A 21,984-nucleotide genomic window follows, 5' to 3' on the forward strand; every position below is an offset into this window, starting at 1 on the left:
TAAGTAACCGTCAAAAAGCAGCTAAATGATAAATGTAGATGGCTACTAGAATATTGCTACTAACTGTCTCATTAGTTTGGTTACTTATGAATATTAGTCATTAAGCGATAAGAAATTTGCTGTTTTATTCATATAGAAGCTGAGTTATGATTAACTCAGCTTTTTTTATGTCTTTAGTTTTTGTAGCGATGCTAAAAGCACATTTTTTATAGTAGCTTATAGCAATGTTTTGCTAGTGACATTTTAGATAATTAATACTTTTGATAACTAACTTTTTACTTTATATTTAGGAGCACGTTATGAGTAATGAACAATCAGCTAACCAACCACAGCAAAAGCAGCGCCTTGAAACGCTGGCTATTCACGCTGGTTATAGCGTTGAACCGACCACTAAAGCAGTTGCAGTACCCATTTATCATACCAGCTCGTATGCCTTTGATAATACCCAGCACGGTGCCGATTTGTTTGATCTCAAGGTTGCAGGTAATATTTATACCCGTATCATGAACCCGACCAATGCGGTATTAGAAGAACGCGTTGCCGCACTTGAGGGTGGTATTGGTGCGCTTGCGGTTGCATCAGGGATGGCTGCTATCACTTATGCCATTCAAACGATCTGTGAGGCTGGTGATAATATCGTCGCAGTTTCGACTTTGTATGGTGGTACTTATAATTTATTTGCCCATGCGCTGCCGCGTCAAGGTATCGAAGTCCGCTTTTTTGACTATAAGAACCCTGAAGCGATTCGTGATTTAATCGATGATAAAACTAAGATGGTATTTGCTGAGAGTATTGGCAACCCATTGGGTAATATTATAGATATTCAAATGCTTAGTGATATCGCTCACGAGTATGGCGTACCAGTAGTGATTGATAGTACGGTTGCGACGCCTGCGCTATGTCGTCCGTTTGAGTTTGGTGCTGATATCGTTATCCATTCATTGACCAAATATATGAGCGGTACAGGCACTTCGATTGGTGGTGCTATTGTCGATAGCGGTACCTTCCCTTGGGGCGATTACCCTGAGCGCTTCCCGTTATTAAACACCCCTGATGCTAGCTATCATGGCGTAAATTTCGTTAAAGACGTTGGCACTGCTGCCTTTATTGCTCGTGCTCGCGTTGCGCCTCTTCGTAATACTGGCGCGGCACTCAGCCCACTCAATGCTTTTGGTATTATGCAAGGTATGGAGACGTTAAGCTTACGTATGGAGCGTCATGTACAAAATGCGCAAGCCGTTGCTGAATATCTGCGTGATCACGATAAAGTAGCGTGGGTAAAATATGCTGGCTTGCCAGATCATCCGGATCATGAGCTTGCCAAAAAATACATGAAAGGTACGCCATCTGCTATTTTGACCTTTGGGGTAAAAGGTGGGCTTGAAGCAGGTGCACGCTTCATTGATGCGCTGCAACTGATTACGCGCTTGGTCAATATCGGTGATGCTAAATCATTGGCTTGTCATCCAGCGACGACGACACATCGTCAGCTCAATGAGCAAGAGCTTGAAAACGCAGGCGTGAGTACTGATATGGTTCGTTTGTCGATTGGTATTGAACATATCGAAGACATCAAAGCAGATTTAGAGCAAGCATTGGCTTCTGCTTAGTTTGCAGTTCTTTGCTTTAAAAGCAGATTAGTTGATAAAATAAAAAGCCCATATCGATTTGATATGGGCTTTTTTTATTCATTAAGCTGTAGATAGATATAGTCGGTTCAAAATAAATACGATTGTCACAATATTCTGCTGGTATCAATTTTTCTCGCTTGCTGTGCGCTTCGCTAGACAGAAACTGCGAAAAACTTATACCAGTAAACCTGTATTCTTTTTAAAATTAATAGACTAAATACTGCTAAATATTAGGCTTTACTACTTAAACAGACAACACACGTTTTGCAATTTCTTGGTAGTTTTGCGACGCTAAACGTGGACCGAACTGCTGAATCACTTGTGCGGCTACTTCGCTGGCAAGACGACCACATTCTGGCAAGCTATATTGTTGCGATAATGCGTATAAAAACACACCAGAATAGTTATCGCCGGCCCCATTGGTATCGATAACGTTGGTGACTGCTGGCGTAGCAACATCATGGACTACAACCTCTGAATCTGCATCAGGTTTGTGAGCGATAACGGCCCCCTTTGCGCCATCAGTCACGACGGCAATCTGGCAATAATCAAGTAGCGCACGTGCGGCTGCTTTTACTTGCTTTTTATCGGTGAATAATTTTGCTTCTTCGCTATTACAAAATATCACCGCGACTTTGTTGCCGAGCATATTAAGTAAACCGTCTTTGGCAAACTTAACCACGGCTGGATCGGCAAAGCTCACCGCAATCTTTGCATTATGAATACCCGCTTGCTGACGTAACTGAGTCATTGCTGGCTGGATACCCTCAGACATGGCTAAATAGCCTTCTAAATATAGCCAATCAGCCTGTGTTAGCGCTTCAAAGTCGACGTTATCAGCGGTAATGTCGCTTGAAGTACCAAGGAATGTTTGCATGGTGCGCTCGCCATCTTCGGTGACTGCAACCACACATGAGCCGGTCACACCACCTGCATGGATGGACTGTGGCGATGTCGCAACACCAGCTTCATGCAAGTCTTTTAGGTAAAACTCACCTTGCTTATCATCACCAACGCGGCACGCATAAAAAGGTTTACCGCCTAAACTTGCAAAAGCATACATCGCATTGGCCGCTGAGCCACCACCGGCTTGTTTTGATGGTTCAATATCGGCAAGCTTAAAATAAGCTAATAACTGTTGTTGCTCTTCAATACCTGCCAGCGTCATATTGCCTTTAGTTAAGTCAGTTTCTTCTAATGCAGCATCTGACAACAGATATTCGTGGTCAACCAAGGCATTGCCTATCGCCATTACATTGTACATTGCGTATGTCTCCTCAATAAATTTATAAATGTGTCTGTTGTTTTTATCTAAAAGCTATTCAGCTTGTAGCTCAAGTAAGCGCTGATATAAGGCGTTCTTTTTCACCCCAGTGATATCGGCGCCTAAGGCAGCAGCTTTTTTAACGGATAAATCTTCTAGCAAGCGTTGTAATAATTTATCATGGATGCTGATATCGTCATCATCTTGTGCCACCTTGACCCCAGCGACGACCACAACGATCTCACCGCGCTGCTGATTGTCATCTGCTTTGACAAACTCAACCAAAGCGCCAAGCGTACTCTTATGTACCGTCTCAAAAGTCTTGGTCAATTCACGACAAAACGTCACTTCGCGCTCTGGGCCAAATATCTCTGCCATATCTTCTAAGCTGGTAATGATACGATGCGGCGCTTCATAAAATATCAAAGTTTCAGTACGCGTATTTAGAGCAGAGAGTTGTTTTTGGCGACCATGGGTTTTTGCTGGTAAAAAACCAATAAAGCTAAAGCGATCTGAGGGCAGACCTGCAACTGACAGCGCAGCGATGGCAGCGGAGGCGCCAATGATAGGGGACACTCGAACGCCTGCAGCATGGGCTGCCTGTACCAATTGGTAACCAGGGTCACTGATGAGTGGCGTACCAGCATCACTAATTAAAGCAACCGAATGACCTTGCTCAATCATCTCAATAATTTTGGGCGTTTGAATGGCGCTATTATGTTCATGATAAGCCCAAAGCTTATTATGTCCTTTTTGTTTAGCTGTGCTATCAGAGTCATTTTCGATATCATTTTTATTATTGTGTACCGTTACCTCTTCGCTATCATCATCCTTATTACCTTTGGTGTTGATGCCAAAATGTGACAATAGCTTACCTGAGGTGCGCGTATCCTCACAGGCAATGATGGCGACCTGCTTTAAGACATCAATCGCATGCGGCGTCATGTCGCTCATATTGCCAATCGGCGTGGCAACGATATATAGACAAGCTGGCATCGCGGTAGGGCTAGACATGAAAACCTCGGGTCATTAATTTGATAGATAAAAAGGGGATGGAAATAGGTAGATAATTGCATACAGCACAATAATTGATAAAATATCTCTCATATATCGCTTATAAAAAAAGTATCGCTCATACAAAGAGTGAATGATTAAATCAACATAAGCACGCACAGAAGCAAGCAAAGGTGGTTAGTTTAGCATGTTGTGCTATGATAATTCTGAAATGTTAAGTAGGCTAATAGACGTAATGGTGAATGATAAACCTTTGACGCTAACCTCGCCAAAGCAGCGCCAAGGCAGCCGTTTTGAGCAACAGGCCTGCGAGTTTTTACAAGCGCAAGGGTTAATATTAATTGCGCAAAATTGGCAGCAGCCAAAAGTAGGCGAGCTGGATTTAGTCATGTTAGAAAAAGGGCAGGCGTGGTCGACACTGGTATTTGTTGAAGTGCGTCAAAGGAAACGTTCAGAATTTGGGGATGCGGCGCTCAGCGTGACTGCGAGTAAACAACGTAAAATTATCAAAGCAGCGCGCTATTTTTTACAGCAATATCCTAAATATAATGATTATGAATGCCGATTTGATGTGATAGCCTACAATACTATCGACAATAATAACCATAAAAATGAGATAGCTAACCCATCAAAGACTCACTTAAAAAATGAGCAACCTGAATGGCTACAAGGTGCTTTTATAACGGCAGCTTGGTAGTAAAGGTTTGTGTTTGTTTATTTTCAGATTGCTTGATTTAAAGCTACTGACCTGAAAGATACTTACTTTAAAACTACTTACTTGAAAGATACTTGTTTTAAAGTCATTCTAATTTGATAACAGATTAATGGCTGTATCAAACTATATTTACTAAAAACCTAACCGTCTACTATAAAAATTAAGTAAAGTAGCTGCATTCAAAGTGATTCATTGAATCAAATTTATATCACTACTTTTACATCGTTACTATCAATTGTTCAATTATTATCAACCCTGTTCTAAGAGGTAAATCATGACACGGATGTATTTGCGCACTGCTATTTTTGGCTCATCACGCCGTACCGCGATTGGTATGATACTAATGTCCAGCGTTATGGCGACTGGCTGTACCACCAACTATTTGACCAATAGTACCGAAGGCAATTATGGCGTGCCGATGACCGAGCGCACCATTCCGCAGCGTCTGCTCGATCGCAGCATTGAGCATACTGTCAAGATTAACGTGTATGGTTTGCAGGAAAATTTGCAGCAAACCAGCCGCATGAGTATTGATAGCTTTAATAGTACCGTATTGCTCACTGGCGAAGTACCGACTGAGGCAGTCAAAACCGAAATCGGAAAAGTCGTTGGCTCTATGCCAGACGTGCGCCAAGTATACAATGAGCTGACGGTTGGTGCTTCAAAAGGCTATAGCCAAACCGTTCATGACGGCTATATCACATCGAAGCTAATGGCAAAAACAGCCACCGCTAATGGTGTTAAAGCCTCACAGATAAAAGCAGTGACTAATAATGGCGTAGTTTACATCATGGGTCGTATGACACCGACGCAACAAAGCTATTTGATTGATATCGCTAACAGCACTGTTGGTATCACAGAATTGGTGCTACTGACCACCGTTGTCGATGATAGAGGTATAAAGCTTGGTAGCGATGACATTATGTATGAGGATAATTTAGCCAATCCTACCAAAGGGCCAATTGCTAATAATAGAGTAGCCGTTGAGGTCAATAGTTCGGTAGCGCCTGATACTGTTATTAATGCCACTCCGATTGTTATTACAGAAGAGGGAACGCCTGTTAACGAACCTTCATCGAGCCCCTATATTGACCTTTATAAAGACCAGTAAGTAGACTGCCTAATACCTATCAATTATAGTCTACTAAGTTATAGTCGATTTACTTTAAAAATACAGTATTGCTGGTATGAAACTTTCGAAACTTCTGTTTTGTAAAGTACATAGCAGGGGAGAAAATTTTGCATTAGCTGTACTTTTTACCAGCAGAACATCATTATAATCGCACCTTTTTATTTTAAAATTGTGATAGCTGATCTTGTTTTTTAGACGTCTCAAACCGTCAAAACGATACTCACAATAAGCCTAAATATTCATAACAGTAAAAGCACGATAAATCCGCAGTTAGCCCGTAAGATATGAACAGTAAAAATATATGAGCAGTAAAGACCAGATAAGATGCTATATATAAAATAACAAACAGTCATGGCACTATCGTTGATTGAATGATATTAGCGGAACGATAATGACTGACTGACATATAATAGGGATACTGCTATGAAGATTTTAAGTAAGGATGCACAGCGAACCAAAGCAATTACGCCAAAAATCATCAGCGCAGGGGTTACTGCGGTATTGGCAGTCGGTGGCATTGCCCTAGCAACACAGCAAGCACAAGCTTTCTCAGCGCTTGCTGTCGTCAATGGTATCACTTCGAGTGGCGGTGTTGGGGTCAGTAAAGATATCTTATATGGCGACGAGCCGTCACAAGATTTGGATATTTACTATCCTAAACCCTTAGCGCAAGCGATGAAGGCGCAAACCACTATCCAACAAAATTACCCGATGGTGGTGTTCGTGCATGGCGGCTCTTGGGAAAACGGTAATAAAGAAGAATATGCGTTTGTCGGCCAAAGTTTGGCTCAAGCAGGCTATGTCACCGCAGTGATTAATTATCGTAAAGCCCCTGCGCATGTATACCCTGATTACGTTGAGGATACAGCACAAGCGATTGCGTGGAGCTATAAGAATGCGGAGCGCTTTCATGCTGACCCAAAACGCCTAGCAGTCGTTGGGCATTCTTCTGGCGCATTTAATGCGGTTGCTGCCGTCGCTAACGAGGATTTTTTAGCACCTTACGGAATTAAGCCAAAAGATATCAAGACGGTGGTTGGTATTGCTGGCCCTTATAGCTATGATTTCCGCAAATTTGATAGCGTGACGGCTTTTGCGGCCGATGCCACACCAGATGAAGTGATGCCAGACCGACAAATCAAAGGCGAGCAACCACCGTATTTATTACTGACTGCCGAAAAAGATAAAGTGGTGTACCCTACTAATACTATTAAGATGACCAAAGCATTGCAAGAAGCTGGTGTTACCGTGCAAACGGGTGAAATTGCAGGTGCCAGTCATGCTACTAGCATTGGGGCGATGGCGCCGCCATTACGTTGGGTCAATGACGTACGTGCGCAAGTCGTGAGCTACTTAGACAAAACGCTTAAATAATTAGCGTGGGCTCCATATATCAATGAGCTGTTATGCGTACAAGCATCAACTCATTGTTCAGCCGCTCATGCTGTCATTAATGCTTAGGCGCAGTTGCGTAAGACAGTACTGTAAGATAGGCAAACTCTTGTTATAATGTCGTCACTTTAACTGTATACCCTATTTTAAACCTTAAGGCAGAATATTCTATGAGCATGAACGCTGACGATTTGATTGCATTTTTACAAACTCACTTTCCGGATGCTTTTATTCAAGCTGCTAATCAAGGGACTAAGTTTGATGTACGCGTGGTTGATGCCAGCTTTGAGGGCAAACGCGCCGTTCAGCGTCAGCAAGCCGTTTATGCTCTAGTAAATGACAAGATTGCCAGTGGCGATATTCACGCGCTCAATATTCAAGCTTTAACGCCTGCTGAGTGGGAAGTTCAATCACAAGGCTAAGATATTTTCTTTGAACTAGATTTTATACCGCTGGCAATTATTGTTGCCAGTTTTATACTATCTGGTTTTTCACCATTTTTTATACTTATCGTTAGGTTGTCACCTTTATGGATCAATTTTTAATCACTGGTAGTAGTCGTATCGCAGGGGAAGTTAATATCTCAGGCGCCAAAAATGCCGCGTTGCCGTTACTTGCAGCCATGATATTGGCCGAGACGCCAACGACATTGCATAATGTACCATCGTTGCAAGATGTGCGTACCTTGATTGAGTTGATCGGTGGCATGGGTATCAATATCCAAAAGCAGGACGATACGGTCACGTGCGACACCAAAAATATCGACAATTTTTATGCGCCGTACGATTTGGTCAAAACCATGCGCGCATCAATTTTAGTACTAGGGCCATTGCTGGCACGTTTTGGCGAGGCAGAAGTGTCTTTGCCGGGCGGCTGTGCGATTGGTTCGCGTCCTGTTGATCAGCATCTAAAAGCTTTTGAGGCGATGGGTGCTACTATTACGGTAGAAAATGGCTATGTGATCGCGCAAGCGCCGAAAGGCGGCAAGCTACTTGGCTGTAATTTCTCTTTTGATATGGTGACTGTTGGCGGTACTGAAAACGTTATCATGGCAGCAGCCCTAGCTAAAGGCACGACTGTTTTAGGTAACTGTGCGCTTGAGCCAGAAGTGGTTGACTTGGCCAATATGCTAGTAGCAATGGGCGCTAAAATCAGTGGTATTGGTACAGCAACCATGACTATCGAAGGCGTTGAGCGTTTGCATGGTTGCGAGTATTCAGTCGTGCCAGATCGTATTGAAACCGGCTCATATTTAGCAGGCGCGTTGATGACGCGCGGTGATGTATTGACCAAAAACACCTCTGCGCTATTATTAACACCTGTATTAGAAAAGTTTGAAGATATGGGTGCGATTATTACTAGTGGTGATGATTGGATTCGTGCGCAGATGAAAGGTCGTCCAAAGTCAGTTGATATTCGTACTCAGCCCCATCCAGGCTTCCCAACGGATATGCAAGCTCAAGTCATGGCCATTTCTTGCTTGGCTGATGGTACGAGTACTTTCATCGAAAATATCTTTGAAAATCGTTATATGCACGTTCCTGAGCTTAACCGCTTAGGCGCATCTATCCAAGTAGATGGTCATACTGCCGTGGTTAAAGGTGTTGAGTGCTTTACTGCTGCGCCGGTGATGGCGACCGATTTGCGCGCTTCGATGTCATTGGTGATGGCAGCTGCTGCTGCTGAAGGCGAAAGCTTAATTGACCGTATTTATCATATCGATCGTGGCTATGAGCATGTTGAAGAAAAATTACGTGCCTTGGGTGTGAATATTGAACGTATCAATACCAACGATTAGCGTATTAATAGCTAAATGCTAAGTTTCTCAATTTTAAGTTTCTTAATTTTAAGTTTCTTATTCTAAATGAATAATCCCTCTTATAAATAGAGGGACATCAACCGTACATGGACACGACGCCATTATGACTGAGCAAAACGATCAAGCAACTGATAGCTTATTAAATGAAGTGAATGATGAATTTACAGGTTTAACATTGGCTTTATCTAAAGGGCGCATTTTAGAAGAAACGATGCCGTTGCTACGCGCCGCTGGCGTTGAATTACTAGAAGACCCTGAAGCATCGCGCAAGCTTATTTTTCCAACCTCAAATCCTAATGTCCGCGTATTAATCTTACGTGCTAGTGACGTGCCTACTTATGTAGAACATGGCGCAGCTGATTTTGGTGTGGCTGGTAAAGACGTATTGCTCGAGCATGGTGCCAATCATGTTTATGAGTTATTGGATCTAAAAATTGCCCAATGTAAGCTAATGACTGCTGGCGTGAAAGATGCGCCATTGCCGAACCGTCGTCTGCGTATTGCTACTAAATACGTCAACGTTGCCCGCGCTTATTTTGCCAGTCAAGGTCAGCAAGTAGACGTGATTAAGCTGTATGGCTCAATGGAGCTTGCGCCATTGGTTGGTTTAGGTGATTTGATTGTTGACGTAGTCGATACTGGTAATACATTACGCGCCAATGGGCTTGAAGCACGCGACCATATCTGTGATGTATCCTCTCGTCTTATCGTCAATCAAGTCAGCTATAAGCGTAAATTTGTACTCCTTGAGCCTATTTTAAATAGCTTTAAAGACAGCATTGCCAGCAATTCATAAATTATCCTCTTATAAAATGCTATCAATCATTGGTAATATAAAGCATTGTTATACAAAATTTTAAACCAGTTTAGCGCTCTAGAGTAGATATAGCGTGCTAAACTGGTTTTATTGTATTCGCTTGCCAGATAATAAAAGCTTAGTATAATCTTAGTCAGATAACTATAAACACCCTGATATATAAGCTCTTATAATTTCTCATTTATTTTTTATCTATGCTAAAACTTTTGTTTTTCACAGCAGTATTCCATGTTTAAATATAGGATAAAGTCATGCGCCAATTAAGTACTCAAGATGCCGATTTTGACAGTCAATTGACACAACTGCTTGCTTTTGAAACGGTCAATGATGCTGATTTACTAAAAACTGTGGATGATATCATTGCTAAAGTGCGCAATGGTGGCGATAGCGTCTTGATAGCGTTGACGCAGCAATTTGATCAGCATCCAGCGACGACGATGCAAGCATTAGAGCTATCTAAAGAGGCACTTGCTGAAGCCTTTATAAATCTTGATGATAAAGTAAAAACAGCGTTGATCACAGCGGCGACTCGGGTACAGACGTTTCATGAACGCCAAGTACAAGAGACATGGCATTATGATGATGAGCTGGGCAATCGCTTAGGTCAGAAAGTCACGCCACTCGACCGCGTCGGTATTTATGTACCTGGTGGTCTGGCGTCTTATCCGTCTTCTGTATTGATGAATGCGATTCCTGCTAAAGTGGCTGGCGTGGCTGAAGTTATTATGGTCGTGCCAGCGCCAAAAGGCATACTGAATACTTTGGTATTGGCAGCGGCACATTTGGCAAAAGTCGATCGTGTCTTTACTATTGGCGGTGCGCAAGCGGTGGCTGCCTTGGCATACGGTACCGAAACGATTCCAGCAGTAGACAAAATCACTGGTCCGGGTAATAAGTATGTCGCAGCAGCCAAACGTGCCGTATTTGGACAAGTTGGCATTGATATGATTGCGGGTCCTTCTGAAGTGTTGGTTTATGCAGAAGGCGAGGCGCAAGACCGTGCTGATTGGCTCGCGATGGATTTATTATCACAAGCAGAGCATGACCGCATTGCTCAAGCGATTTTTGTTACTACTAGTCAAAAGCAGCTTGAAGAAGTCGCGGCTGAGATTGAAAAAGCATTGGCAGAGTTACCAAAAGCCGATATCGCCCGTGATTCTTTAAAAAACCGCGGTGCCCTTATCTTGGTTAAAGACCGTGCAGAAGGTATGGCTGTCATTAATCGAGTGGCGCCTGAGCATTTAGAGTTATCTGTCGATGACCCTGATGCACTGCTTGATAGTATTCGTCACGCGGGCGCTATCTTTATGGGTCGTCATACGCCAGAGGCGATTGGTGACTACTGTGCAGGACCCAATCATGTACTGCCAACATCTGGTACCGCACGTTTTTCTTCACCGCTCGGTGTCTATGACTTTCAAAAGAAATCATCGATTATTTATTGTAGTGAGGCTGGTAGTAAGCCACTCGCTGAGACGGCAGATATTTTAGCGCAACGTGAGGACTTAGAAGCCCATGCGCGTTCAGCCCGTTATCGTTATCAGTGATATTTTTTGATTGCTTCAACAGTAGGTGTTTTAAAATTTACGGTTGAAATTTATTTTTAATAGTCTCTGTGGCTAATAGTAGGATAACTTATGAGTGAGTTAAAGGTAGACACCAGACTTTGGTCATCTAAAGCGCGTAATTTATCGCCTTATGTCCCTGGCGAGCAGCCCCAGCATGACAATTTATGCAAATTAAATACCAATGAAAACCCATTTCCGCCATCACCAAAAGTCGCTGAAGCAATTACAAAAGTGTTAGCGCGGCAAGCGGACGACCTGCGTTTATATCCAGCACCTGAATCTGATGATTTACGTGGCGCATTGGCAACGCTTTATAACCTTGATATAAATCAAGTATTCGTTGGGAATGGCTCAGATGAAGTATTGGCGCTCGTGTTTGCCAGCTTTTTCTTAAAAGAGCGCCCTGTTTTAGCGCCTGATATCAGCTATAGCTTCTATCCAGTTTATGCTACTACCTTTGGTATAGAGCTGGTACAAATTGCGCTTGGTGATGATTTTAATATCGACCCTGATGATTATCGCCAGCCTTGTAGCGGTATCATCATTGCCAATCCTAATGCCCCAACCGGTTTATTATTATCGCTTGCTGATATTCGTAAGCTTGCCGATGAGCACTCTAACTCAGTGATTGTGATTGATGAAGCGTATATTGATTTTGCTGAAATAGAAGAAGGCAGCTCAAACTCACAGGTTTCAGCCGTCAGTCTTATTAATGACTTTGATAATTTACTGGTTACGCAAACCTTTTCAAAGTCGCGCTCGCTTGCTGGATTACGAGTCGGCATGGCATTCGGTAATGCTTCACTAATCGAGGCACTGACCCGTATGAAAAATAGCTTTAATAGCTATCCATTAGATAAGTTGGCTCAAGCTGGCGCTACCGCTAGCGTGTTGGATCACGAGTATTTTGAGCAAACCTGCCAGCAAGTGATTGATTTACGTACATCGTTGACGGCAGAGCTGACGGCACTGGGCTATGACGTTCTACCATCGCATGCCAACTTTGTATTTGCTCGTCCAAATGACGGTGATGCCATGACAGTGGCGAATGCGTTACGTGAGCAGGGTATTATTGTGCGTCATTTTGATAAACCCCGTGTGCAGGAGTATTTGCGTATTACTATTGGTACGGCAGCACAGCATGAGCGCTTGATTCACGCATTAAAAGCGCTGCAAGCAGTTACGGATGTCGAAGCTAACTGATACTGAGCTTGACTTTAATATTGAAATGAAACGATATTTATAAGCAATAAAAAGAGCCTGCTAATATTATGTTAGTAGGCTCTTTTTATTGCTTTAAGCTGTCTTTAAATATAAGCTCAGTCGTTATCTGCTGTAGCAAGGACAGATAGTAAGTTACCGACTTTATCGAGGCATTCTTGGTATTCAGCATCACAGTCAGAAGCAATGGTAATACCGCCACCTGCCCACAAACTGATTTGGCTTGTATGGTCTGCTATATCACCTGATGCATGGTTAGCTTGCAGCGTACGAATCAATACATTCCATTGACCACTCCCATCAAAGTTCATATAGCCCATGGTGCCGCAATAGGCACCGCGCGGCGCTATTTCTAATTCTGCAATAATCTCTACCGCCCGTTTTTTTGGCGTCCCAGTAATTGAGCCTGCAGGCAAACTGCCAAACAAGACGGCCAACGGATGCGTATCTGCCTTTAACTCAGCGGTAATGGTGCTGACCATATGATGCACATTACTAAAGCTCTCAATCGCAAATAACTGTGGCACTTTCACGCTACCGATTTTGGCATATTTACCCAGATCATTACGCAGTAAATCGACAATCATCACGTTTTCGGCACGGTCTTTTTCACTATTGATTAATTGCTGCTTATAGGCATCGTCCTGTTCAGCAGTTGCACCACGCGGCATCGTTCCTTTGATCGGTTTGGTGCGAATATGATGTTTGCCTGTGTTATTGTCTTTTGTAAAAGTAAAAAATAACTCAGGCGAGCAACTTAATAATTCAAACTGACGCTCTGGCGTATTAGTATTGATTTCACTATTAGAATAATTTACCGCTAAATAACCTGCAAATGGCGCTTGAGTATTACCATGTAAAGCAGGTAAATAATCGATAAGCGCAGTAGCTGATTTATTACCGTCATTTAAGTCACTTACATTGTTTATATCACTTATAGTACTAAAATCGGCACTCCATACTTGGGTCAGATTGATTTGATAGCAATCGCCTTGCTGTAAGTAGTTTTGAGTTTGGTTAAATGCCTGCTGATAATCATTTTTATGCCATTTAGCATCTAGCTTTAAAGGTAACAATGGATATTTAGCGTTATTAGCTATATCTATACGGGATAGTTTGCTATTCAGTTTATCCAAATAGGTCATGAGTGCTGCTACAAGCTTATCTTTTTTCTTATTATCAATACTCTTATCGGAATCATTACTGAGAGTCTTAACTGTTAGCTGCCAACCTTTTTCATCGTCTTTGCTAGGTGATAAATAAATATCATAATGCCCCAGTAGCGCACATGCCAGCTCGATTTGAGCCGCTGGACTTAACTCATGAGCAGCAATATCATAGCCAATAAAACCTATCAATCCATGATGATAATTGGACTTCTCGTTATTGTTATTGATCGAAGTCGAGATCTCGTTGTCGCTCTCATAAGCCTGACTATAAGCAATTAATTCATCCTGCCAGTCGCTATAACTCATATACGCTGTAGTAATTGCATTATCATTATTATGATAAATAGCGCGGCAATTTTTTTGGATTTTATAGAGATTTGCTTGAGGAATGCTTACTTTTTTATCAGAATATGAGGTCTCGTCCGCACAATAAAAAACGGACCAACTTACCTTTGGCAATAACCCAATCACGGGTCGCCCATCATTATTGAGCCAAACCAGTTGCCAGTTTGCCTTGGCATCTTGTGCTAGCAAGTAACGCCGTAGCTGCGGCATCAATTCTGCAGCAGTTAAGTCACCAAAACGCCAGCTAGATTTAGTAGCTGGCGATAGGGCAGAAACTGTCTGTACAGTAGTCTTATGATGTGATGCGACCATAGTCTACGCGTCAAACTTTTTAATGATTAAAGTAGCATTAGTACCGCCAAAGCCAAAGCTGTTGCTCATTAAGGTTTCAAGCTTAACGTCACGCTTTTCAGTGACGATATCAAAGCCTTCAGCGTTGGGATCTAGTTGCCCAACATTGATACTTGGCGCAATAAATCCTTCTTGCAGCATCAGTAAGCAATAAATTAGTTCTTGCGCACCGACCGCACCCAAGCTATGACCCGTCATAGATTTGGTGGAGCTAATAGCAGGTACTTTACTGATATCATTATCAAATACTTTCGCAATGGCTTTAAGCTCAGTGATGTCACCTAACGGCGTGCTCGTACCATGACTGTTAATGTAATCAACAGTTTCTAGACCTGCTTCGGCTAATGCTTGCTGCATACAGCGTACCGCGCCTTCACCACTTGGCGCAACCATTTCTGCACCGTCAGAGCTGGCACCGTAGCCGACTATTTCGGCTAAGATATTCGCACCGCGTGCTTGAGCATGCTCAAGACTTTCTACAACAACTATCGCACCACCAGCTGCAATGACAAAGCCATCACGGTCTTTGTCATAAGCTCTTGAGGCGAGTGTTGGCGTGTCATTATATTGGGTGCTGACGGCGCCCATCGCATCAAACATACATGACTGCGTCCAATGCTCAGCTTCACTACCACCGGCGAGTACCACATCGGCCTTACCCAGCTGAATCAGCTCAGCAGCATGACCGATACAATGCGTCGAAGTTGCGCAAGCAGAAGAGATAGAGTAGGAGACACCTTGGATTTTTAAGCCAGTGGCTAGCGCTGCGGATACCGAGCTGCCCATCGTTTTTGGTACTGCCATGGCACCGACACCGCGCAGACCTTTTTCTCGCATGGCATCGACAGCATTGACGATGTTTTCTGTTGAAGCACCACCTGAGCTAGCTACCACACCCACGCGCGGATTGCTGTTGATGGTCTCAAGTGACAATCCAGCGTGTTCAATGGCGTTTAAGGCACTGACATAGGCATAAAGACTCGCGTCACTAAAAAAACGTTTTAGTTTACGGTCAATGCCTGAAGTGTCAAGCTCTGAGTGATCAATACTGCCGCTAACGTGTGATTTGAATTCGTGCTCAGCATAAGACTCATTAAATGTAATGCCAGAGCGCCCTTGTTTAAGAGCATCTGTGACCGTAGCCAAATCATGTCCGATACAAGAGACAATCCCTGCTCCAGTGATAACAACACGGCGCATATTCTATTCCTTATGAGTAACGATTTTTGGTAATTACCTTTAATTATCTTTTTTAAATATTCATTTCTATTGTTTAACTTAGCGTCGAACTTATCAATTTTTCATACTAAATATATTACAAAAAAGACAGTGTTTGAGCGTTAAATAGTGCTTCTAAAACTATGGTTACGGTAGTAATAAAATCATAAATAATATAAATAACTTTTTATAAATGCTAGTACAACTGTACTTTGAATTATGGCATATGATAACGTATCAAAGGAGCAAAATCCTTGTGTAAATGCAAAATAGTGACAAAACGGTATTTATTGTCAGAAATAGATATCTGGTGCTTTTTCGATATTTTTAGCAGAGGAAGCGTTGTTATCATAGCCATGCAAATAGAGTAAACTTATTGAACGTAAACACAATTAATAGATATAATAATAATGCTGTTGAGTTATAAGTAAAGGATACTTTTAGATACAAAAGGGGCTCTAGCAATAACATTGTTCGCACTGACATTCATAATAATTGTTCGCTAAAATGGCACACAGATTATGACTATAAAAAACAATCAATTTATAAAAAGCAGTTTATAACAAGCAACCAATCATCATATTAAGGATATCACGATGGGAAAGCGTAGCACTTTATCTAAAGGCATAAGCACTGTTGGAACTTTTACTCGCAGTAACCTAGAGCGTATGGGCGCCATGATTGATAGCGCCAATGCCAAAACGGGCAAGCCGCGTCAATTTAAGGCCGTAAATTTAGGCGATGAAGATTATCAACAAGATTTATTCCGTGAACAGACATTAAAGGCAACCCAGCAATTATTAGGGACACGTTTCGCAACTTATGGTAAATATGCCAAAAAAGTAGTGCCGAACAGTTTATTTGAATCGACCGTTGATGGTGCTTTCGCCCAAATCGCAAAGCTTGCTGCCAATTGGAGCCAACTTGATTTGCCTAATGAGCACCGTTTTGCCAATATCGCCAGCTTAGATGATGAAGAACGTTATGCGCTAGCTACTGATATCGCCAATCAAAACCGTGCCTTAGCAACGATAGGCGGTTTGACGGGTCTAGCAGGCCTTCCAGGTTTGCTTGCCGATACGTTGTGGCTATTATTAGTATCACTGCGTACGGTTTATCAGTTGGGTGCTGTCTATAATAAGCCGCTAACCGGCAAACAAGGCATCAAGATGGCTTATGAATTGCTAGCGAATGCTGACCTGAGCAAGATGCAAGAAAAACAGGCACTACTTGCAGGTATTGGTGTCGGTAAAGGTTTACTGGATAATGCGCAAAGCAGTGGCTTGCACAACGAGCTTAAAAACCTAGGTCTAAAGAATAAAAATGTGAATTTTTATGCCGAACAAGTTGATAATATTGCCAGTCAGGTCGGTATCGATTTAGATAAAATTAATTTATCATGGATACGCCGCTTCCTACCTGCTACAGCAGTGATTATTGGTATGCGCTATAATAGCCAGCTGATTGATGAGGTGATAGGTGTTGCTCAGGCGACCTTTGCTCCAGAAGCAAAGCTTGCTAACCGTGCTATCACTGATGACAGTAGTAGCGAAGAAAAGGTGAGTAAGCCTGCTAGTAAAAATGAGCAACAAGATGTTAAGAATAAAGAGTCGGCATCAAAAGATGCTACTAAAAATGCTGAAAAAGATACTGAACGTAAAAACACAGAGTCAAAAGATGCAAATTCTAAAGAATCGGATTCTAAAGCAGTAGATTCTAAAGATAGCGCTAAAGAAGTTAAGAAAAAAACTAACGATAAACAAGATGATACGCAAAAAAGCACAGAGAAAAAGACTGATAGCAAGGATGATAAAAAGGCTGATGATATCAAGAGTGACAATAAGAAGGGTAGTGCAGATGAGTCATCTGACAGCCAATCGAGTAAAACAGATAAAGCGGTTAGCAAGTAGAGTAAATAAAGAGAGCAAGTAAAGTATGAATGCTTATTTATTCTCTGTTTTGTTTTAGTAAACTGCTACCGTTAAATTTTTAGCGGCTCGTTATATATCCTCAATATTGGCGATATCCTCTTATTTCTCTTGAAAAATAAGAGGGTATCGCCATATAGCTATCGTAAATGGTTGTTTATTTATAGATGTCTTATCTACACTATGCGTGACTCTACTTTTGATAGCCTATTTAGCAAATGGTTCTTTAGCTAATTTTAGTTAAAAACCGATAAAATGCTATTGTGGTAGGCTCAATGCATATCTATCCAATGTTGTAAAGTGAAACTACTCATAAGTGGTTGAAATAGCAGCAACAACTCTTTATAATACACTGTCCTAAAAATGGGTGTGCCAAAATCTGTCATTAGTGTCAGATGGCTGGCGCAATGCTCCATTTTTTTGTTTTATACCAAACGGGAGAAGCATGCCTTATGGCAACAACTAACCAATTGATTCGTAAGGGTCGCAAAACCATCAAGGAAAAGTCAAAAGTTCCTGCGTTGGAAGCGTGCCCACAGCGTCGCGGTGTATGTACTCGCGTATATACTACCACCCCTAAAAAACCTAACTCAGCCATGCGTAAAGTATGTCGTGTACGTTTGACTTCAGGCTATGAAGTATCAAGCTATATCGGCGGCGAAGGTCATAACTTACAAGAGCACAGTGTTGTTCTAATCCGTGGTGGTCGTGTAAAAGATCTACCAGGTGTACGTTATCACACTGTTCGTGGTGCACTAGATTGCGCAGGCGTAAAAGACCGTAAGCAAGGTCGCTCTAAATATGGTGCTAAGAAGCCTAAAGTTTAATAACTAACGTTATTAAATAAGCTTTTTTGTATCACCCATTAACTGTGCATGGGTCTGATGTTGACAATGTTTTTACTAAATTAGTCATTAACTGTCATAACATACCGCCATGCAGTAAGGCTGACTGACAACTCGATATAACGCCACCTAATTTTAACTGGTGCGAGATTGTGAATGTCAGACATTCCTGAAGAAAAGGACTATTATTATGCCAAGACGTCGCGTCGTTGCTACCCGTGAGATCCTACCGGATCCTAAGTTTGGTAGCCAAACTGTTGCAAAATTCATCAACCATGTCATGAGTCATGGTAAAAAATCTACTGCTGAGCGTATCGTTTACGGTGCACTTGAAACAGTCGCTCAAAAACGTAACATCGAAGATCCAGTATCTTTCTTTGAAGACGTGCTTGAAAATGTACGCCCAATGGTAGAAGTAAAAGCTCGCCGTGTTGGTGGTGCAACTTACCAAGTACCAATGGAAGTACGTCCCTCCCGTCGTACTGCCTTGGCTATGCGTTGGTTAGCTGAAGCTGCTGCAAAGCGTTCTGAAAAATCAATGGCTTTGCGTTTAGCAGGCGAATTGAATGATGCTGCTGACGGCAAAGGTAATGCTATGAAAAAGCGTGACGAAGTTCACCGCATGGCAGATGCCAACAAAGCATTCTCTCATTACCGTTTCTAAGCTATTTTTAATCAAGCTGTTTTTTATTAATAAATATTTTTAATAGCAGCTTTTTTGATAGTAGCTTTTTAACAGTAGCTTTGGATTGCTGGCTTAGGCCAAGCAATCCTCGTATTATTTATCAATTCTATTGATTGTCGCCATTATTAATAGGTGGTTTTATTGTTTTGATCGCAAGATACTTAAACAGTTAATCACTTTAGATGGCGGACATCTGTCAAGATGCTGTTCTGAAAGGGATACTACTCTGCAAAGCCTGCAAAGTAAGTTTCCTAAGTTTGATGCCGCAATATTCTTAGTATTTACTCTTTTTTGTCCGTATTAGGCCCAATAATTAGTAAGTAATATTACGAAGCCAAACGGCTTTGTCATAGAGTATGAGGTAGAGACACAACACATTAATCTATACACGACTTTCCCTAGGAAAACACTATGGCTCGTAAGACTCCCCTAAAGCGCTATCGTAATATTGGTATCTCAGCGCACATTGATGCTGGTAAGACGACTACTACTGAACGTGTTTTGTTCTATACCGGTGTTAGCCACAAGCTTGGCGAAGTACATGATGGCGCAGCCACTATGGACTGGATGGAGCAAGAACAAGAGCGCGGTATTACTATTACCTCAGCGGCAACGACTTGTTTCTGGTCAGGTATGGCTAAACAGTTTGATGAACATCGTATCAATATCATTGACACCCCAGGTCACGTTGACTTCACGATTGAAGTTGAACGTTCTATGCGTGTACTTGATGGCGCTTGCATGGTTTACTGTGCAGTAGGCGGCGTGCAGCCACAGTCTGAAACCGTATGGCGTCAGGCAAATAAATATAAAGTTCCACGTCTTGCATTCATTAACAAAATGGATCGCGTTGGTGCTGACTTTTACCGTGTCATCGAACAAGTTAAAACTCGTTTAGGCGCTAATCCAGTAGCTGTTGTTATTCCAATTGGTAAAGAAGATGATTTTGAAGGCGTCATTGATCTTGTTTCAATGAAAGCCATCTATTGGGATGAAGCGTCTCAAGGTATGGAATACGAAGAGCGTGAGATTCCAGCTGAATTGCAAGAAAAAGCAGAAGAGTTTCGTGAAATATTAGTCGAGACTGCAGCTGAAGCTTCAGAAGAGTTAATGAATTTATATTTAGACAATGGTGAATTGTCTGAAGATCAAATCCATGACGCTATTCGTCAACGTACTATTGATAACGAAATTGTTCCATTGCTTTGTGGTACTGCCTTTAAGAACAAAGGCGTACAAAAAATGCTAGATGCGGTTATTCGTTATCTGCCAGCCCCAATGGATGTACCTGCTATTAAAGGTATTCTTGATGATAAAGATGAGTCTGAAGGCTTCCGTGAAGCATCAGATGAAGCACCTTTTTCAGCTTTAGCATTTAAGATCATGAATGACAAATTCGTTGGTAACTTAACCTTCGTCCGTGTTTATTCAGGAGTTCTAACGCAAGGTAGCAGCGTTTATAACCCAGTTAAAATGAAACGTGAGCGCGTTGGCCGTATCGTACAGATGATGGCGAACTCGCAAGAAGAGCTTGCAGAGATTCGTACTGGTGACATCGCCGCTTTAGTCGGCATGAAAGATGTGACGACTGGTGATACGCTATGTGATGAGCAAAACGTGATTACGCTTGAGCGTATGGAATTCCCAGATCCAGTTATCAGCTTAGCGGTTGAGCCTAAGACCAAAGCTGACCAAGAAAGAATGTCAATTGCTCTAGGTCGCTTGGCGAAAGAAGATCCATCGTTCCGTGTCCATACTGACGAAGAATCTGGCCAGACTATCATCAGTGGTATGGGTGAGTTGCATTTAGAAATTCTTGTTGACCGTATGAAGCGTGAATTCAACGTTGAAGCGAACATCGGTGCGCCGCAGGTTGCTTATCGCGAAACAATTCGTGAAACAGTTGAACAAGAAGGTAAATTCGTACGTCAAACTGGTGGTCGTGGTAAGTTTGGTCACGTTTGGTTACGTCTTGAGCCTATGGATCCAGCTGGCGACGTGTTGTACGAGTTTAAAGAAGAAGTGGTTGGTGGTACAGTACCAAAAGAATTCCACGGTGCGGTTGATAAAGGTATTCAAGAGCGCATGAAAAATGGCGTACTTGCTGGTTATCCAATCGTTGGCGTAAAAGCGACTTTGTATGACGGTTCTTATCATGATGTTGACTCGGATGAGTTATCATTTAAAATGGCTGGTTCTATCGCTTTCAGAAAAGGCTTCATGGCTGCTAACCCAACACTACTTGAGCCAGTCATGAAAGTAGAAGTTGAAACACCTGAAGATTATATGGGCGACATCATGGGCGATCTTAACCGTCGTCGTGGTATGGTTCAAGGCATGGAAGATTTACCTGGTGGCACCAAGCAGATTCGTGCAGAAGTACCATTAGCAGAAATGTTTGGTTATGCGACGCAAATGCGCTCAATGTCACAGGGCCGTGCAACGTATTCGATGGAATTCCAAAAATACGCTGAGATTCCAAAATCAGTTGCCGCTGACATCATCGCTAAGTTCAACTCTAAAGATGGCGACGAGTAAATAATCTTGATTTAATAATGACAATATAGAGCAGGTCTTTATATTGTCATGGAAGAATACACCAATAATTGGTTAAAAGACTTGTTATTGGTGGCAAATTTCTTATAATATCTGCACATTAGTATGTGCACCCTTTTAACAATTATCTTAATGTGGTTAAAATTGTTTTAAATACTGTCTCAATATTATTTAAGCATTGACCCCAAATAAAGAGGAATATCCCCATGGCAAAGGCCAAGTTTGAACGCTTAAAACCACACGTTAACGTCGGCACCATCGGACACGTTGACCATGGTAAAACAACCCTTACCGCTGCAATCGCAACTGTTGCT

General features: G+C 42.1%; 18 protein-coding genes. 14 read left to right on the forward strand and 4 right to left on the reverse strand.

The window, feature by feature from the left end; all coding sequences use genetic code 11:
- The first annotated feature begins 299 nt into the window (after positions 1-299).
- Positions 300-1,610, forward strand: coding sequence for an O-acetylhomoserine aminocarboxypropyltransferase/cysteine synthase family protein (locus tag WAZ74_RS08765; protein ID WP_422307913.1), 1,311 nt, complete (start codon positions 300-302; stop codon positions 1,608-1,610).
- Positions 1,611-1,875: 265 nt separating this feature from the next.
- Here WAZ74_RS08765 and WAZ74_RS08770 read toward each other — a convergent pair whose 3' ends face one another.
- Positions 1,876-2,895: an adenosine kinase gene (locus WAZ74_RS08770; protein WP_422307915.1), complete on the reverse strand. Its 1,020-nt coding sequence runs from the start codon at positions 2,893-2,895 to the stop codon at positions 1,876-1,878.
- A 54-nt stretch (positions 2,896-2,949) separates the two neighbouring features.
- Positions 2,950-3,909 carry a 16S rRNA (cytidine(1402)-2'-O)-methyltransferase gene (gene rsmI / locus WAZ74_RS08775; protein WP_422307917.1) on the reverse strand — a complete coding sequence of 320 codons (960 nt, stop codon included), beginning with the start codon at positions 3,907-3,909 and terminating at the stop codon, positions 2,950-2,952.
- A 187-nt stretch (positions 3,910-4,096) separates the two neighbouring features.
- Here rsmI and WAZ74_RS08780 point away from each other — a divergent pair, with 187 nt between their 5' ends.
- From WAZ74_RS08780 to hisC, 8 genes are all read left to right on the forward strand, one after another.
- Positions 4,097-4,606 (forward strand): YraN family protein, encoded by a 510-nt coding sequence (locus tag WAZ74_RS08780; RefSeq protein ID WP_422307919.1) that lies wholly within the window; start codon positions 4,097-4,099, stop codon positions 4,604-4,606.
- Between the two features lie 292 nt (positions 4,607-4,898).
- Positions 4,899-5,735: a BON domain-containing protein gene (locus WAZ74_RS08785; RefSeq protein WP_422307921.1), complete on the forward strand. Its 837-nt coding sequence runs from the start codon at positions 4,899-4,901 to the stop codon at positions 5,733-5,735.
- Between the two features lie 444 nt (positions 5,736-6,179).
- Complete coding sequence (locus WAZ74_RS08790) at positions 6,180-7,130, forward strand: alpha/beta hydrolase (protein ID WP_422307923.1); 951 nt, start codon at positions 6,180-6,182, stop codon at positions 7,128-7,130.
- Positions 7,131-7,318: 188 nt separating this feature from the next.
- On the forward strand, positions 7,319-7,570 hold the full coding sequence (locus tag WAZ74_RS08795; RefSeq protein ID WP_318779297.1) for a BolA family protein: 252 nt from the start codon (positions 7,319-7,321) through the stop codon (positions 7,568-7,570).
- A gap of 107 nt (positions 7,571-7,677) precedes the next feature.
- Positions 7,678-8,946: a UDP-N-acetylglucosamine 1-carboxyvinyltransferase gene (gene murA, locus WAZ74_RS08800; protein ID WP_422307924.1), complete on the forward strand. Its 1,269-nt coding sequence runs from the start codon at positions 7,678-7,680 to the stop codon at positions 8,944-8,946.
- 124 nt (positions 8,947-9,070) lie between these two features.
- The gene (hisG, locus tag WAZ74_RS08805) at positions 9,071-9,763 is read left to right on the forward strand and encodes an ATP phosphoribosyltransferase (protein ID WP_422307925.1); all 693 of its coding nucleotides are present in this window, start codon (positions 9,071-9,073) and stop codon (positions 9,761-9,763) included.
- A gap of 272 nt (positions 9,764-10,035) precedes the next feature.
- Positions 10,036-11,331 carry a histidinol dehydrogenase gene (gene hisD / locus WAZ74_RS08810; RefSeq protein ID WP_422307926.1) on the forward strand — a complete coding sequence of 432 codons (1,296 nt, stop codon included), beginning with the start codon at positions 10,036-10,038 and terminating at the stop codon, positions 11,329-11,331.
- A 90-nt stretch (positions 11,332-11,421) separates the two neighbouring features.
- On the forward strand, positions 11,422-12,555 hold the full coding sequence (hisC, locus tag WAZ74_RS08815) for a histidinol-phosphate transaminase (protein ID WP_422307927.1): 1,134 nt from the start codon (positions 11,422-11,424) through the stop codon (positions 12,553-12,555).
- Positions 12,556-12,671: 116 nt separating this feature from the next.
- On the opposite strand, the gene WAZ74_RS08820 is transcribed toward hisC, so the two are convergent.
- Positions 12,672-14,399 (reverse strand): anthranilate synthase component I family protein, encoded by a 1,728-nt coding sequence (locus WAZ74_RS08820; protein ID WP_422307928.1) that lies wholly within the window; start codon positions 14,397-14,399, stop codon positions 12,672-12,674.
- Positions 14,400-14,402: 3 nt separating this feature from the next.
- The gene (locus tag WAZ74_RS08825; RefSeq protein WP_422307929.1) at positions 14,403-15,638 is read right to left on the reverse strand and encodes a beta-ketoacyl-ACP synthase II; all 1,236 of its coding nucleotides are present in this window, start codon (positions 15,636-15,638) and stop codon (positions 14,403-14,405) included.
- Positions 15,639-16,252: 614 nt separating this feature from the next.
- Here WAZ74_RS08825 and WAZ74_RS08830 point away from each other — a divergent pair.
- From WAZ74_RS08830 to WAZ74_RS08850, 5 genes are all read left to right on the forward strand, one after another.
- Positions 16,253-17,566 carry an EcsC family protein gene (locus tag WAZ74_RS08830; RefSeq protein ID WP_422307930.1) on the forward strand — a complete coding sequence of 438 codons (1,314 nt, stop codon included), beginning with the start codon at positions 16,253-16,255 and terminating at the stop codon, positions 17,564-17,566.
- 470 nt (positions 17,567-18,036) lie between these two features.
- A complete protein-coding gene (gene rpsL, locus WAZ74_RS08835) occupies positions 18,037-18,411 on the forward strand; it encodes a 30S ribosomal protein S12 (protein ID WP_011281154.1) in 375 nt (124 codons plus the stop codon).
- 208 nt (positions 18,412-18,619) lie between these two features.
- On the forward strand, positions 18,620-19,093 hold the full coding sequence (gene rpsG / locus WAZ74_RS08840; RefSeq protein ID WP_422307931.1) for a 30S ribosomal protein S7: 474 nt from the start codon (positions 18,620-18,622) through the stop codon (positions 19,091-19,093).
- A 432-nt stretch (positions 19,094-19,525) separates the two neighbouring features.
- Positions 19,526-21,652, forward strand: a complete 2,127-nt coding sequence (fusA, locus tag WAZ74_RS08845) for an elongation factor G (RefSeq protein ID WP_422307932.1) — start codon at positions 19,526-19,528, stop codon at positions 21,650-21,652.
- 224 nt (positions 21,653-21,876) lie between these two features.
- On the forward strand, positions 21,877-21,984 hold a 108-nt coding region (locus tag WAZ74_RS08850), incomplete at its 3' end, for a GTP-binding protein (protein WP_227679051.1).

It is taken from the genome of Psychrobacter sp. (assembly GCF_049295055.1).
Taxonomy (GTDB): domain Bacteria; phylum Pseudomonadota; class Gammaproteobacteria; order Pseudomonadales; family Moraxellaceae; genus Psychrobacter.

Coding starts and splice junctions, on each gene's coding strand:
- rsmI (WP_422307917.1), bottom strand. CDS start 3,909: ATGTCTAGCCCTACCGCGATGCCAGCTTGTCTATATATCGTTGCCACG.
- murA (WP_422307924.1), top strand. CDS start 7,678: ATGGATCAATTTTTAATCACTGGTAGTAGTCGTATCGCAGGGGAAGTT.
- WAZ74_RS08770 (WP_422307915.1), bottom strand. CDS start 2,895: ATGTACAATGTAATGGCGATAGGCAATGCCTTGGTTGACCACGAATAT.
- WAZ74_RS08825 (WP_422307929.1), bottom strand. CDS start 15,638: ATGCGCCGTGTTGTTATCACTGGAGCAGGGATTGTCTCTTGTATCGGA.
- fusA (WP_422307932.1), top strand. CDS start 19,526: ATGGCTCGTAAGACTCCCCTAAAGCGCTATCGTAATATTGGTATCTCA.
- hisC (WP_422307927.1), top strand. CDS start 11,422: ATGAGTGAGTTAAAGGTAGACACCAGACTTTGGTCATCTAAAGCGCGT.
- WAZ74_RS08820 (WP_422307928.1), bottom strand. CDS start 14,399: ATGGTCGCATCACATCATAAGACTACTGTACAGACAGTTTCTGCCCTA.
- WAZ74_RS08785 (WP_422307921.1), top strand. CDS start 4,899: ATGACACGGATGTATTTGCGCACTGCTATTTTTGGCTCATCACGCCGT.
- WAZ74_RS08790 (WP_422307923.1), top strand. CDS start 6,180: ATGAAGATTTTAAGTAAGGATGCACAGCGAACCAAAGCAATTACGCCA.
- WAZ74_RS08830 (WP_422307930.1), top strand. CDS start 16,253: ATGGGAAAGCGTAGCACTTTATCTAAAGGCATAAGCACTGTTGGAACT.
- hisD (WP_422307926.1), top strand. CDS start 10,036: ATGCGCCAATTAAGTACTCAAGATGCCGATTTTGACAGTCAATTGACA.
- rpsL (WP_011281154.1), top strand. CDS start 18,037: ATGGCAACAACTAACCAATTGATTCGTAAGGGTCGCAAAACCATCAAG.
- hisG (WP_422307925.1), top strand. CDS start 9,071: ATGACTGAGCAAAACGATCAAGCAACTGATAGCTTATTAAATGAAGTG.
- WAZ74_RS08765 (WP_422307913.1), top strand. CDS start 300: ATGAGTAATGAACAATCAGCTAACCAACCACAGCAAAAGCAGCGCCTT.
- rpsG (WP_422307931.1), top strand. CDS start 18,620: ATGCCAAGACGTCGCGTCGTTGCTACCCGTGAGATCCTACCGGATCCT.
- WAZ74_RS08795 (WP_318779297.1), top strand. CDS start 7,319: ATGAGCATGAACGCTGACGATTTGATTGCATTTTTACAAACTCACTTT.
- WAZ74_RS08780 (WP_422307919.1), top strand. CDS start 4,097: ATGTTGTGCTATGATAATTCTGAAATGTTAAGTAGGCTAATAGACGTA.